Genomic DNA, 14,110 nt, shown 5'->3' on the forward strand with positions numbered 1-14,110 from the left:
ACGACTATACACTAATTAGAACGATCGTGCTTTTTGTTGTGATTGTTTAATTGAAGCGGGATTCTATGAATTATGCGACTGATCATGCGACAATAGACGGTTAATCTTTAAGCTTTGCAATCAATTTAACGAATTTAATTTGTTTCTGGCCATGGAAAGCAGCAAATCCTGGCCTATACACTGACATCATGAGCATACGACCAGAATATATCCTGACTTTATCTTGTCCCGATCAGCGCGGCATTGTGCATAGCGTATCGGGATTTTTAGCCAACCACGGCTGTAATATTATCGATTCTGCCCAGTTTGGCGATGCACAATCTGCAACTTTCTTCATGCGCGTGCATTTTGCGGTAGAAGATTCCAGTGTCAGCGACAGCGCCTTACGCGAAGAATTTGCGGCTTTGGGTGCCAGCATGCAAATGAACTGGCAATTGCATGATGCCCATCACAAGCCACGCGTGATGCTGATGGTATCCAAGATAGGCCATTGTCTGAACGATTTGCTGTTCCGTTACAAGAGCGGTTTGCTGCCTGTAGAAATCAAGGCCATCGTTTCGAATCACACGGATTTTTATCAACTGGCAGCCAGCTATAATATTCCTTTCCATCACCTGCCTCTGGCAGCAGGTGCATCAGCAGAAGCCAAGATTGCACAAGAACAAAAAGTGCTGGATATTGTTGCTGCCAATGATATTGAACTGGTGGTGCTGGCGCGTTACATGCAGATATTGTCGCCGCAATTGTGTGATGCCTTGAAGGGCAAGGCGATCAATATCCATCATTCCTTCCTGCCCAGCTTCAAGGGGGCAAAGCCTTACTATCAGGCGCATGAGCGTGGCGTCAAACTGATAGGCGCGACCGCCCACTTTGTGACGGGTGACCTGGATGAAGGCCCGATTATTGAACAAGATGTGGAGCGTGTTGATCATTCCATGGAACCAGAAACCCTGACAGCCATAGGTCGCGATGTGGAATGCGTGGTGCTGGCGCGTGCCGTTAAATGCTTTGTCGAACATCGCATTTTATTGAATGGTCATAAAACGGTGGTGTTCAAATAATGGCACTCAAATCCATCATTTATAAAGCCGACCTGAATATCTCGGACATGGACCGTGGCTATTATGCCGACCATAGCCTGACGATTGCCCGTCACCCATCCGAAACCGATGAACGCATGATGATACGGGTGCTGGCTTTCGCGATTCATGCGGCTGAGCGTCTGGAATTTGGCAAGGGTATCTCAGATACTGAAGAGCCTGATATCTGGCTCAAGGATTACACCGACGCCATACAACTATGGATAGAAGTCGGCCAGCCAGATGACCGACGTTTGTTAAAGGCTTGCGGCCGTTCTGAGCAAGTCATCGTTTATAGTTTTGCCAGCGCCAGTGACATCTGGTGGAAGGCAATGAATAGCCGTCTTGACCGCGCCAAGAACTTGCGCGTCATGAATGTGCCTTCAGCGCAAAGCCAGGCACTGGAAAAACTCGCGCAACGCAATATGCAATTGCAATGCACGATACAGGATGGACAAATCTGGATGTCAGCCGGAGATGCCTCCGTACAAATTGACCTGGAAGTTCTTAAAGAGTTTGCCTGAATGCGTTTGTCTGAATGCATAGGCAGCCGCGACAATAACCTGAACTTGTTGCGCATAGTCGCCGCACTGGCCGTGCTGGCAGGGCATAGCTTTGCCTTGCTGACACAGCCAGAGCCCTGGGGTGCGCTGACGGGCATGACGCCAGGTTCTATCGCGGTAGATGTATTTTTCATCGTCAGTGGCATGCTGGTGACGGGCAGTCTGATGAACAAGCAAAGTGTGATTGACTATGTCTGCGCGCGGGCATTGCGCATCTTTCCAGCACTGATATGCATGTTGCTACTGACGGTATTTGTACTTGGGCCTTACTTCACCAGCTTGCCTCTGACAGAGTATTTTTCTGCTGCCGGGACATGGCAATATCTGCTCAAGTGCGCAAGCCTCTTGTCTGGCGTGAGCTATGTCTTGCCCGGTGTCTTTCCACAGAATCCCTATCCAAATGCAGTCAATGGTTCACTCTGGACCATGCCTTATGAAATCAAGATGTATCTGCTGTTGCTGGTGTTCTGGTGTGGGCTGGTACTGCTGAAGAATAGGCGCCTGCAGATATTGAAGTATCTGATCATTGCCATTAGTTTACTGGCAGCCTTACTGGTTTTTGCGCGCCACTTTTATTTGCAAGATGATAGCCAGTTCACCCGTTTGCTATTCATGTTTTTCTCTGGTGCCAGCCTGTTCATGCTGAAAGAAAAACTGCTGCTGACCCGGCGCGTCTTTTATCCTTTGCTGTTACTGCTGCTGGCAGCAGCGTTCATCAGCAAACCGGTATTCTTTAGCTTGTATCACCTGTCCATTGCCTATCTGGTAGTCAGCATTGCTTACCTGCCTGCAGGATGGTTAAGGCGCTATAACAGCGTGGGGGATTATTCATACGGTGTGTATATTTACGCCTTTCCCGTGCAGCAGGCAGTTGCCGCCTTGTTTCCCGGCATTGCGGTGTGGGGTATGGTGATGGCTTCAGGTTTTGTGACTATCTTGCTGGCGGTATTTTCATGGCACAAGATAGAAAAACCAGCCATGGCTTTGAAGCCAGTAGCAGTTTCACGGCTGCGTAATTTTTTACTGTTTAAGACGGGAATTCAGTCTCGTTAATTCAATCAGCTGATTGAGATACATGGGCGGACCGACAAGCGGCTTCTGCCCAGTGTAGTGGTGGAGGAAGTTTGCTGGCACTGAACTCCAGATGCAATACCCGACGTTGAGTAGCGAATCTTGCCTTGTCGGATGCATGGAGTAACAAGGGCTTCATCAATAACATATCGCCCGCGCGCATAGCGCAAGTCTCGTGCATGGCAGTCTGGCTAATGTCCAGGACCTGGCTCTCGCTAAGTTTGCCAGATTGATGGCTGCCAGCGATGACTTTCAGTGCAGCGTTCTCAGCACCAGCATCATCGAGGGCAATGCGGCATGTCAGCATTGCTTCCAGCACTGCCGCTGGAGGTTCAACGTAATGCACATCTTTCTTGTAAGTCCATTTGCTGTAACCAGCCAGTTCAGTTTTTTGGTTAACACAAATCGTCATATCCTGATGCCAGGACACTAGCCAATTATGATCAGCATTTTTATTGAAAAAGATGCTGCGCACTGCCTGGGCACCTGCCATATCTGCAGCGTCTAATAGCACATGCAGTTTGTCCCAGTTTAATGCGCGATGTATGGACGGATAATTTTGCAGTACCTGACGCACACCATATTGATCAGAAATGGGCTGGCAAGCTTGCCGCAATCGCTGCAATTCAGACTCATCCAGAAAGCCCGGCAAGATGACAAAACCCTGGCGGGCCAGGATTTTTGCGATGCTTGAATCAATGTGATGCATTAAGCCTGCAAGACTTTTTTCAGCCACAGGCTGATGTCATCCACTTCTTCAGGGCAGACGGAATGCGGCATCATGTATTCATGCCATTCCACCTGATAGCCCAGTTCTTTCAACAGATCGCGCGATTGTTCAGCACGCTGTATCTGGATGACGTTATCGCCACGGCCATGGGCCTGGAAGATGGGCGTATTTTGGTTCGCCGCATGGCGCTCTTCTGTAATCACGTCACGTAAGGGCACATAGCCAGACAGGCACAGCAAGCCAGCCAGTTTTTCGTGATAACGCAGGCCAGTCTGCAAAGTCATCGCGCAACCTTGTGAAAAGCCTGCCAGGATGATGCGCTCAGTCGGTATGCCGCGCGCGTTCTCGCGGGCGATCAATTGCTCTATGCGTTTTTGTGACAGGCGCAAGCCAGCTTCATCTTCACGCTTGGCGATATCGGTACCGAGGATGTCGTACCAGGAACGCATGACATAACCACCGTTGATGGTAACGGGCATGGTCGGCGCATTCGGGAAGACGAAGCGTATGCCAGGGTTGCCACGTAAATCCAGCTCTCTGACGATGGGGACAAAATCATTCGCATCTGCACCCAGGCCGTGCATCCAGATGATGGCAACAGTGGGGTTGGGTGCACTTTCCAGTTCTACGGTTTCTAAAATATCTTGTGTCATGATGATTTTCGGGAAGATGAAAAATAAGCAGCCAGTTTGACCGACAGCAACAGCAGGCCACAGGGTAGCCAGACGGTCAGTAGTTCAGATTGTATTACACGCCAGCCACGCGCTGTCAGAAAGCGATTTACGCCTATCGGTGATACCTCGATGAATGGCACGGGGAAGAAATAACGTTGTTCAGTCCGCGGCCAAAAAAATTCCACACCCAGTCCACCGGTAGTCAGTGCATCCAGCAGCCCATGTGAAATGGTGGCGAAGGCGATAAACAGCCAGCAAACCAGGGCAGAACTACGCAAGCGTGTATGAAATATACTGGTCAGGCTGGCGACCAGCATGGCAAATACAATGGAGTGGCTAAAGCCGCGGTGACCAAAGGCCGATTCATAAGCAATGCCAAGCTTGAAGGCAATGACATCAAGGTCAGGCAAGATCGCGGCCAGCATTCCCGTTAGCACGAGAGGCCAGGGCAGGCGTTTTTGCCCCAAGATTAGGCCCAAAGTCAGCGGTACTACAGGATGCGTGAGGATGGTTGCCATCGTTGTCGATGTTTGCTGTTCAGGCAGAGGCAGATGGAGTCTTGGCGCGTATCGCGTTTTTAGGGCGGAAAGCCTTGCAGATGCTGTCATCCGTCTCTATGTACGGGCCACCTATCAAGTCTATGCAATAGGGTACTGCCGCAAAAATACCGGCAACGATTTGCTTGCCTTCTCCATCCTTCAGGCCTTCCAGCGTTTCCTTGATGGATTTGGGCTGGCCTGGCAAGTTCAAAATCAGGGCCGCATGATCCGGTGTTTCGCGTATTACAGCTACCTGGCGTGACAGGATGGCTGTCGGCACAAATTGCAGGCTGATCTGGCGCATTTGCTCACCAAAGCCTGGCATTTCCTTGGTGGCGACTGCCAGTGTCGCTTCTGGTGTGACATCTCGCCTCGACGGACCTGTACCACCAGTGGTAATGACAAGATGGCATTGTTCTTCATCTACCAGGGCAATCAAAGCCTGTTCTATGGAAGCACGTTCATCCGGGATCAGGCGTGTGACCATCTCCCATGGGCTGCTGAGCGCTTTGCCAAACCATTCCTGCAAGGCAGGCAGGCCCTGGTCCTGGTAAATGCCGGCAGAGGCGCGGTCTGAGATTGATACCAGGCCTATTTTGAGTTTTTCGCCATCTGCTACCGTCATTTGTCCAGACTCACTTGTCATCAAACTCATCGTTCTCTTCATCCAGGTCCGCGTCATCCGCTTCGTCAGCGTTGGCAGCAACTTTGGATTTTTGCAAATCTTTCAATATCTGGAAGATTTCACGGTAAGCTTTCGGCGGCTTGTTTTCAGCCTGCTCTTTACGGGCATTGCGTATCATGGTGCGCAATTGCTGTACGTCGAGCTGAGGGTGTTCAGCCATCAACTCTGTCAGGGCATTGTCATCTGCCAGCAATTTGTCGCGGCGACGCTCCAGCGCATGCATGGCGGCAGTTTCGGCTTTTGAAGAGCCTTTCCAACTGTCTATGGTTTTCTGGATAATGGCAATTTCTTCTTCATCCAGGGTACGCATTTTCTTGCCTACATACTGCATCTGGCGACGGCGGCCTTCATGATCCTTGATTTGCTGGCATTCAAGAATGGCATCGCGTACGTCTTCTGGCATGGGTACGCGTTTGACGCGTTCACGGGCTTGTTTGACCAATTCTTGCCCCAATTTTTGCAGGGCGGTCATTTCGCGCTTTAATTGTGACTTGGAAGGACGCTCGTATTCTGGTTCGAACTCACTGGACTGGTAGCCACATGAGCCACGATTTGGATTTGGCATAATTCTGCGCCTTTACTATTAACTTAATGAAACGACTGCTATGATACCCTTTTTAGCTTAAGATTACCTAAAATCAAGCCTGGATTGCACCTCAGACGGTGTGAATTAAGGTAAATGATTAGGATATTTCCATCCAGTTTTTTAGTTCAGACTCACACCGACCCAGATAGAACCCCATCCATGAGCAAACCAGTTTTCACCCATACCCAGGACCAGTTAAAGCAAATTGCGCAGGATATGTTGCGTTTCGCCCGCGAAAAAGGTGCGTCGGACGCAGCAGTTGAGATCAGTGAAGGCGGTGGCCTGTCGATCAGTGTACGCAAGGGCAAGGTAGAGACCATAGAGCAAAACCGTGACAAGGGCATAGGCATTACTGTTTATATCGGCCAGCGCCGCGGCAATGCCAGTACTTCAGATTTTTCTGAGCAAGCCCTGCGTGATTCCGTCGAGGCTGCCTACAATATTGCCCGTTTTACAGCGGAGGATGATTGTGCTGGCCTGCCGGAAGCCGAGTTGCTGGAAATGGCGCCGCGTGATCTCAAGCTATGCTACCCATGGCTGATCACCGCCGAAGAGGCCATAGAACTGGCAAAACGCACTGAGGCGGCAGCTTTTGCGGTGGACAAGCGTATCACCAATAGTGAGGGGGCCAGTGTACATGCCCAGCAATCTCATTTTGTGGCTGCCAATTCGCGCGGCTTCATGGGAGGTTATCCGATTTCCCGTCACACGATCTCGGTTGCCCCTATTGCAGGCAAGGGCGCAAAAATGCAAAGGGATGACTGGTATTCTTCCCAGCGCAGCGCCAAAAAACTGGCAAATCCAGAGGAGATAGGTCGCTATGCCGCCGAGCGTGCCTTGGCCAAGTTGAATGCGCGTCAGCTGGACACCCGCAAATGCCCGGTCCTGTTTGAGGCGCCACTGGCTGCCGGTTTGCTGGGTGCATTGGTGCAGGCAACCTCTGGTGGTGCCTTGTACCGCAAATCGACTTTCCTGCTTGACTCTCTGGGTACGCAGATTTTCCCGTCCCACGTACAGGTGGTAGAAGACCCGCATGTCATCGGCGCTGTTGGCTCTTCACCATTTGATGATGAGGGCGTAAAAACCCAAAAGCGCAATGTTGTCACTGACGGTGTCTTGCAAGGCTATTTCCTGTCCACTTATTCTGCCCGCAAACTGGGCATGCAAACGACTGGTAATGCTGGTGGCTCGCACAATCTGTCACTGACGTCCAGTTTGACCAAGCGCGCAGACAATTTTGCTGGCATGCTCAAAAAAATGGGCACAGGCTTGCTGGTGACTGAGTTGATGGGGCAGGGCGTCAATTATGTGACGGGTGATTATTCACGTGGTGCATCCGGCTACTGGGTAGAGAACGGCGTGATCCAGTACGCTGTGGAAGAAATCACCATAGCAGGCAATATGCGCGACATGTTCCAGCAAATTGTCGCGGTAGGCAATGACACCCTCGTGCGCGGTACCAAGGAGACTGGTTCCATCCTCATAGAAAGCATGACGATTGCCGGCAGCTAATCGCTACTGAGATTGTTGCGCTAGTAATGAACAGTGTAGAAAAAGACCATCAGTACGATGGTCTTTTTTCTTATGCGCCCAGGTAAGCTTCTATCACCTTGGGATTGCTGAGCAGGTTGGCACCTGTGTCGCTGAGAACGATATTGCCGTTTTCCAGCACATAGCCATGTTTGGCAATTTTCAACGCCTGCCTGACGTTTTGTTCTACCAGCAGGATGCTGAGGCCGGTTGCATTGATTTCTTTCAGGATGCGGAAAATCTCTTGCACCACCAGTGGAGCCAGCCCCATGGAAGGTTCATCCAGCAGCAGCACTTTTGGTTTTGCCATCAAAGCACGGCCTATGGCCAGCATTTGCTGCTCACCACCCGACAAATTACCCGCCAGGCCAGTTGCACGGTTTTTCAATACGGGGAAGAGGGTGTACACCCATTCCATGTCCTGTCCTATCTGCGTCTTGTCCTTGCGGGTATAGGCACCGAGCTCCAGATTTTCCCTGACCGTGAGCGTGGTCAGTATCGCGCGACCTTCTGCGACCTGCACCACACCTTTTTGCACAATATGGTGGGGCGATGTCTGGCTGATTTCTTCATCTTCCAGGAAAATTTTGCCAGATGCTGATTTCAGCAAGCCGGAAATCGCCAACAGGGTTGTGCTTTTGCCAGCACCATTGGCACCGACAAGGGCAGTGATTTCCCCCGCATTGATAGCCAGGCTGATACCTTTGACGGCTGCGATATGACCATACATGACATGCAGATCCTGGACGCGCAAGATTTGAGTCATTCTGCGTCCTCCTTGCCGAGGTAAGCTTCAATCACATCCGGGTTGTTGCGCACTTCTTCTGGCGTGCCTTCTGCAATGATCTTGCCAAAATTGAGTACGGCGATACGATCGCATAACTCCATCACAAAGCGCATATCGTGTTCTATCATGAAAATCGAAAAACCGCGGTCACGTATATTCTTGATTTCGGCCATCAGTTCAGTTTTTTCTGCCGGGTTCATGCCAGCCACTGGCTCATCCAGCAACAGCAGTTTAGGCTGTGTGGCCAGGGCACGGGCAAATTCCAGTTTGCGTTGCTCACCATACGACAGGTTGTCTGCCAGCATGTGTGCTTTATGATCGAGCCTGACCCATGACAATAATTCACGCGCACGTTCCTTGGCTTTTCTTTCTGCGTCTTTATAGGCGCCCAGATTGAACAGCATGCTCGCTACGCCATAGTCGAGATGATCATGCATGCCGACCACGACGTTTTCCAGCAGGCTCATTTCCTTGAAAATACGGATGTTCTGGAAAGTGCGGGCAACACCGAGTTGCGTGATCTTGTGGCTGGCGACCGTAGTCAGGTCATGATTGTTGAAGCGCAGCTCGCCGCTGCTGGGGCGCAACAGGCCAGTAATCAGATTGACGATGGTGGTTTTGCCCGCGCCATTGGGGCCAATCAATCCATAGATACTGCCTTGCGGCATGGTAAAGCTGACATCCTGTAATACTCGCAGGCCGCCAAAATTTTTACTGACAGAACGTAATTCCAGCATTTAGCTAACCTTTCCGGAGCTTGACGATGTGAACTTTTTGCGAAAGTTTCTGATTCTTGCCGGGTCCCAGATACCTTTGGGCAAATACAGGATGACCAATATCAGTATCAGGCCGTTGGCTGCCAGACGGAAGTCTTTGAGGGAGTGCATGAATTCTGGCAACAGAGTCAGGCTGCTACTGCCTATCAGCGGGCCTATCAGATTGCTGGTGCCGCCAAAGACTGCCATGGTCAATATATCTACTGCATTTTCAAATGCATAATTACCTGGACCTATCGTGAAGGTATAGTGCGCATTCAAACCACCGGCAATGCCTGCGATGGATGCACCCATGACAAAGGCCAGCAATTTGTAGCCGCCGACATTGACACCCATGAGGCGGGCGGCAATCTCGTCTTCCTTGATTGCTTCAAAGGCGCGGCCTGTCTTGGAGCGCCGCATCCTCGCAAGGATGAACAGTATCGCTGACAACAAGAGCACGATATGCCACCATTCGGTTTTTTGTGGAATACCATTCAGACCCATGGGGCCGCCAGTAATCTCCATATTCAGGACGATTACACGTACTACTTCACCAAAGCCTAGCGTTGCCATGGCGAGGTAAACACCGGACAGACGCAGCGTAGGTATGCCTATGATCAGCGCAACAATTGCTGGCATGATGGCACCTGCCAGCAATGCCAGCGGGAACGGCAAAGCCGTCTGCATACTGAGCATGGAAGCGGTATAGGCACCAATGCCCATGAATGCCGCATTGGCCAGTGACAGCAAGCCGCAAGACAAAGTCAGGTAAATCGAAAGAGCCAGCATGGCATTGATGCCTATGCCAAAAATGACTGTGCTATAAATAGCCCAAAAACCATCCCACCATTCAAGCATATTCTTACGCCTTTCTTTCCAGTACTCTGCCGAACATACCGGAAGGGCGTACCAGCAAGATGATAAATAACAGACCAAAAGCCACCGCATCGCGGAAATCGCTCGATATATAAGCGACACTCATCACTTCAGCAAAACCCAGGAACAAGCCACCTATCATGGCACCGCGTATATCGCCCATGCCACCCAGAATAATCACAGCTATGCCCTTATGCAGCATGGGTTGCCCCATGAAAGGGGAAATCGCATTGAACGACAGGCCTACCAGTACACCGGCAGCGCCGCCCAGTGCTGCTGCGGCAAACGAAGTCAGGAAAAACAGACCCTCGACATTGATACCGAGCAGATAAGCAGCCTTGGGAGATTCTGCAATCGCCCGCAAGGCGCGGCCAATTTGCGTGCGGCGCATGACTTGTAGCAGCACCAGCATGAGGACAAAGGCAATCACGACAATCGCCAGTTGCACCGCCGTCAGATGTAAATTGCCAAGGCTGAAGCTTTCTTCCGGGATGGTACCAAAAGGGAAGCGTTTGTTTTCTGCACCAAAAATCCCCTGGGATATATTGGTGATCATGATGGCCACACCGATGGTGGCTATCATCGGTGCCAGATGCGGCGCATTGCGCTGACGCAAAGGACGCAAGACCAGGAAATCGACGACCACGCCCAGCAATCCACAGGCCAGCATGGACAGCAACATCGCCATCCATAAAGACATCTGGAACGAGCTGACCAGCAGCAGGGCCATATAACTGCCCAGCATGAAGATGGCACCGTGCGATAAATTGATGACGCCAAGAACGCCGAACACCAGCGTAAATCCTAAAGCAAAAAGCGCATATACGCTGCCCAGCGTCAGGGCGTTAATGAGTTGTTGTGCCAGCATGGGTATCCAGATGATGAGGATTGCTTCGTTTCATGCTCAGATGCAGGCAGGCCATCAATGCATGTAGAAGGGATGAAAATTATCCCAGCAAGAGAAGTCGTAAAGCATCTGCCCCTCGCCCCTGGCTTGCCAGGGGGAGGGGCAGGTATGCATTTATTTCAGCAATACAAATTTGCCGCCTTTGGCAATATTGACGATAGCATCTTGCTGTGCGTCATAGCCAGCTTCCTTGCCATCTTTTGGGGCCGCACGGCGGAATGCAAATTTGCCAGTGGCACCCTCAATCTTCACGGCTGGCAGTGCATCGCGCAATGCCAGGCGGTCTTTTTCAAGGTTGCCGCTCAGGCTGACTTTTTTCAAAGCTTCTGCGACGATGTGCATGGCATCAAATGCCTGCGCCGCAAACTGATCAGGATCGGACCCAAATTTTGCCTTGTAGTCAGCCATGAAGCTCTTGTTGGCAGCAGACGGGTTTTCAGCAGACCATGGGCTGCCCATCAAGGTATTGTCGGCAGCGTCTTTGGCGATTTCAAACAGCTTCGGTGAATTGAAACCATTGCCACCGACGAATGGCTGCTTCATGCCGAGTGAGCGGGTTTGCAGGATGATATTTGCCGCTTCTTCAGCCAGGCAGGAGCAAACGATGGCATCAGGATTGGATGCCTTGATCTTGGTCAGCTGTGCCTTAAAATCCACGTCGCCCTTGGCGTAGGTTTCGGTATCCGTGACCGGGATTTTTTGTTCAGCCAGTGCGCTTTTGAAAACGTCGTAACCACTCTTGGTGAAAGCATCATCGTTGCCATACAGGATGGCGACTTTCTTGATATTGAATTGCTTAACCGCTGCGCGCGTAGTCACAGGCAATACATCGGCTTCCATGACGGAATTGCGGAAAGTGAATGGCCCCATATTGGTAATGCCATCAGCGGTATTGCTGGTGCCAAATACGACAGTCTTGGTGGCATTGGCAATCGGATCAGCGGCAAAGGCCGAGTTCGACAGGGTAGGGCCAAAAATCATCAATACTTTTTCCTGGAACAACAATTTCTTGAAGACATTGATGGCTTCTTCTTTTTTGCCTTGCTCATCTTCTGCAATCAGTTGTATTTTGTTGCCATTCACACCACCCTTGGCATTGATCTGGTCGGCTGCCAGCGTGAAGCCGTTTCTGATCGCTACGCCATATTTGGCGGCTGGGCCGGTCAGGGCTTCGGCAACGCCGATTTTGATATCGGCAGCCTGGCTCATTGTGGAATAGGCCAGGAAGGTGGCAGTGGCTAATAACTTAAGACTGTATGACATTGTGTTCTCCTGAAAAGTACATTTTGGTTTTTGTGGTCCGCAACATGAATTAAATATATCTGATCCACGCGCATTACTATCAAAGCGGCCAACAAAATTTATTAGATATTGATTGTCACGGAGGATTGTATGGGCTCGCAACCTCAGCAGCAATAAAACGCCATGCTGCGATGCAATATTGATTACTTAAGTAGTACTACTTAAGTCTGTGATTTTCAGGCCTGGAAATATGGTGCTGACCAATGGAAAACATGCCAGTACCTGCATTTGCAGGTGGGCTGGCATGTTGTGATGATGCAGGTGAAGACTGTTGTTATTGCAGTTTCAGGCGCAAACGGGCAATCGCTGCTTTAACCTGGTTTGGTGCGGTGCCGCCTATATGGTCGCGGGCGGCAACTGAGCCTTCCAGTGTCAGAACATGGAACACATCTTCGTTAATCAGGCTTGAGAAAGCACGCAAGTCTTCCAGCGACATATCGCTGAGGTCGCAGCCTTTTTCAACGCAAGTGCGTACCGCCAGCGCCACGGCTTCGTGGGCATCGCGGAAAGGCAGGCCTTTCTTGACCAGGTAATCAGCCAGGTCGGTTGCTGTCGCATAACCTTGCAAGGCAGCGGCACGCATGGCTTCTGGCTTGACGGTGATGCCACCGGCCATGTCGGCAAAAATGCGCAGGGTATCGATAACGGTATCTACTGTATCAAACAAGGGTTCTTTATCTTCCTGATTATCCTTGTTGTAAGCCAGTGGCTGGCCTTTCATCAGGGTCAGCAGGGCGATCAGGTGACCATTCACGCGGCCAGTCTTGCCGCGTGCCAGTTCTGGTACGTCAGGGTTTTTCTTTTGCGGCATGATGGAAGAGCCAGTGCAAAAGCGGTCAGCGATATCAATGAAGCCTATGCGCGGGCTCATCCAGATCACCAGTTCTTCTGACATGCGAGAGATGTGCGTCATTATCAGTGCAGCAGCAGCGCAAAACTCAATGGCGAAATCGCGGTCAGAAACGGCGTCCAGCGAGTTATAGCAAACTTCGTCAAAGCCCAGGGTTTTGGCAACGCGTTCACGGTCGATAGGGAAGGTCGTGCCAGCCAGGGCAGCGGCACCCAGCGGCAGGCGGTTAACACGCTTGCGGCAGTCTTGCATGCGCTCTGCATCGCGGCCAAACATTTCTACATAAGCAAGAATGTGGTGCCCAAAAGTGATAGGCTGAGCCACTTGCATATGAGTAAAGCCAGGCAAGATTGTATCTGCATTCTTTTCTGCCAGATCCAGCAAAGCCAGACGGAAGTCTTGCAAGAGACCAAGGATATTGTCGATGGCGCTACGCATGTACAGGCGGATATCGGTGGCAACCTGGTCATTGCGTGAACGGCCAGTGTGCAGGCGTTTGCCAGCATCGCCGACCAGCTCAGTCAGGCGTTTTTCTATATTCAGGTGCACATCTTCCAGGTCCAGCAGCCATTCGAACTTGCCACTGTCGATTTCAGACTTGATCTGTGCCATGCCGCGTTGGATATCCGCATAGTCCTGGGCAGTGATGATATTTTGGGCCTGCAGCATTTCCGCATGTGCCAGCGAACCTTCAATATCAAAGGCAGCCATGCGGTTGTCAAAGAAGACTGAGGCAGTATAGCGTTTGACCAGATCGGAAACAGGTTCAGAGAAACGGGCAGACCATGCCTCGCTTTTTTTATTGAATTGTGATGTCATAGTGAATTGTTGCCATATTGGCTGCATTTGCGAGAGAATTTCCCTTGATTATCCCAGATTTTGCGCCTGATTACCCTTGGAAATACCAAAGGACTAGCCGGACTGGACTAATTAAGCACTGAATACGCACTTAATTTGCGGGCAAAAATGCTGATGACTACTTGTAAACCGGGAGTGAAATTGCCCCAAGAGTTTAAAGATAATTAAAAATGACCAATGATAAGAAAAATAGCGCAAGTGAGCAGCTCATTCCGGATTGTTGTAATTTGGGGGTGTTTTCGCGCATCCTGATCAGTGTGAATCTGATCACCTTATTGGCTTTATGGTCGAGGGGGATGAGTGGCGTGTCGTGTT

15 protein-coding genes are annotated in these 14,110 nt (G+C 50.8%); 4 read left to right on the plus strand and 11 right to left on the minus strand.

All coding sequences use genetic code 11. The annotated features are described in order from the left end of the window. Positions 1-188: 188 nt before the first annotated feature. The 3 genes from purU to UNDYM_RS10210 are packed head-to-tail and all read left to right on the plus strand — an operon-like array spanning position 189 to position 2,695. Complete coding sequence (gene purU / locus UNDYM_RS10200) at positions 189-1,061, plus strand: formyltetrahydrofolate deformylase (RefSeq protein ID WP_162040943.1); 873 nt, start codon at positions 189-191, stop codon at positions 1,059-1,061. Further along, entirely contained in the window at positions 1,061-1,603 is a 543-nt protein-coding gene (locus tag UNDYM_RS10205; protein WP_162040944.1) for a YaeQ family protein, read from the plus strand. The genes purU and UNDYM_RS10205 overlap by 1 nt, the downstream gene beginning before the upstream one ends. After that, the gene (locus tag UNDYM_RS10210) at positions 1,604-2,695 is read left to right on the plus strand and encodes an acyltransferase (protein ID WP_162040945.1); all 1,092 of its coding nucleotides are present in this window, start codon (positions 1,604-1,606) and stop codon (positions 2,693-2,695) included. A gap of 1 nt (position 2,696) precedes the next feature. On the opposite strand, the gene UNDYM_RS10215 is transcribed toward UNDYM_RS10210, so the two are convergent. The 5 genes from UNDYM_RS10215 to yjgA are packed head-to-tail and all read right to left on the minus strand — an operon-like array spanning position 2,697 to position 5,906. After that, the gene (locus UNDYM_RS10215; RefSeq protein ID WP_162040946.1) at positions 2,697-3,422 is read right to left on the minus strand and encodes a phytanoyl-CoA dioxygenase family protein; all 726 of its coding nucleotides are present in this window, start codon (positions 3,420-3,422) and stop codon (positions 2,697-2,699) included. Continuing rightward, positions 3,422-4,096: an alpha/beta hydrolase gene (locus UNDYM_RS10220; protein ID WP_162040947.1), complete on the minus strand. Its 675-nt coding sequence runs from the start codon at positions 4,094-4,096 to the stop codon at positions 3,422-3,424. The genes UNDYM_RS10215 and UNDYM_RS10220 overlap by 1 nt, the downstream gene beginning before the upstream one ends. Continuing rightward, positions 4,093-4,635, minus strand: a complete 543-nt coding sequence (locus tag UNDYM_RS10225; protein ID WP_162040948.1) for a metal-dependent hydrolase — start codon at positions 4,633-4,635, stop codon at positions 4,093-4,095. Before UNDYM_RS10225 ends, UNDYM_RS10220 begins: the two co-directional genes overlap by 4 nt. Positions 4,636-4,654: 19 nt before the next feature. Beyond that, complete coding sequence (mog, locus tag UNDYM_RS10230) at positions 4,655-5,311, minus strand: molybdopterin adenylyltransferase (protein ID WP_370529457.1); 657 nt, start codon at positions 5,309-5,311, stop codon at positions 4,655-4,657. Further along, on the minus strand, positions 5,292-5,906 hold the full coding sequence (gene yjgA / locus UNDYM_RS10235) for a ribosome biogenesis factor YjgA (protein ID WP_162040949.1): 615 nt from the start codon (positions 5,904-5,906) through the stop codon (positions 5,292-5,294). Before yjgA ends, mog begins: the two co-directional genes overlap by 20 nt. A 180-nt stretch (positions 5,907-6,086) precedes the next feature. Between yjgA and pmbA the strand changes: the two genes are divergently transcribed. After that, on the plus strand, positions 6,087-7,439 hold the full coding sequence (pmbA, locus tag UNDYM_RS10240) for a metalloprotease PmbA (protein ID WP_162040950.1): 1,353 nt from the start codon (positions 6,087-6,089) through the stop codon (positions 7,437-7,439). Between the two features lie 70 nt (positions 7,440-7,509). Here pmbA and UNDYM_RS10245 read toward each other — a convergent pair whose 3' ends face one another. From UNDYM_RS10245 to argH, 6 genes are all read right to left on the minus strand, one after another. Next, on the minus strand, positions 7,510-8,223 hold the full coding sequence (locus UNDYM_RS10245; protein ID WP_162040951.1) for an ABC transporter ATP-binding protein: 714 nt from the start codon (positions 8,221-8,223) through the stop codon (positions 7,510-7,512). Continuing rightward, entirely contained in the window at positions 8,220-8,981 is a 762-nt protein-coding gene (locus tag UNDYM_RS10250) for an ABC transporter ATP-binding protein (RefSeq protein WP_162040952.1), read from the minus strand. Before UNDYM_RS10250 ends, UNDYM_RS10245 begins: the two co-directional genes overlap by 4 nt. Next, positions 8,982-9,860, minus strand: coding sequence for a branched-chain amino acid ABC transporter permease (locus tag UNDYM_RS10255; RefSeq protein WP_162040953.1), 879 nt, complete (start codon positions 9,858-9,860; stop codon positions 8,982-8,984). A 4-nt stretch (positions 9,861-9,864) separates the two neighbouring features. After that, a complete protein-coding gene (locus UNDYM_RS10260) occupies positions 9,865-10,746 on the minus strand; it encodes a branched-chain amino acid ABC transporter permease (protein ID WP_162040954.1) in 882 nt (293 codons plus the stop codon). A gap of 153 nt (positions 10,747-10,899) precedes the next feature. Then, complete coding sequence (locus UNDYM_RS10265) at positions 10,900-12,048, minus strand: ABC transporter substrate-binding protein (protein WP_162040955.1); 1,149 nt, start codon at positions 12,046-12,048, stop codon at positions 10,900-10,902. Between the two features lie 313 nt (positions 12,049-12,361). Further along, positions 12,362-13,756 (minus strand): argininosuccinate lyase, encoded by a 1,395-nt coding sequence (argH, locus tag UNDYM_RS10270; RefSeq protein WP_162040956.1) that lies wholly within the window; start codon positions 13,754-13,756, stop codon positions 12,362-12,364. Between the last annotated feature and the right edge of the window lie 354 nt (positions 13,757-14,110).

The organism is Undibacterium sp. YM2 (genome assembly GCF_009937975.1).
GTDB lineage: Bacteria > Pseudomonadota > Gammaproteobacteria > Burkholderiales > Burkholderiaceae_D > Undibacterium.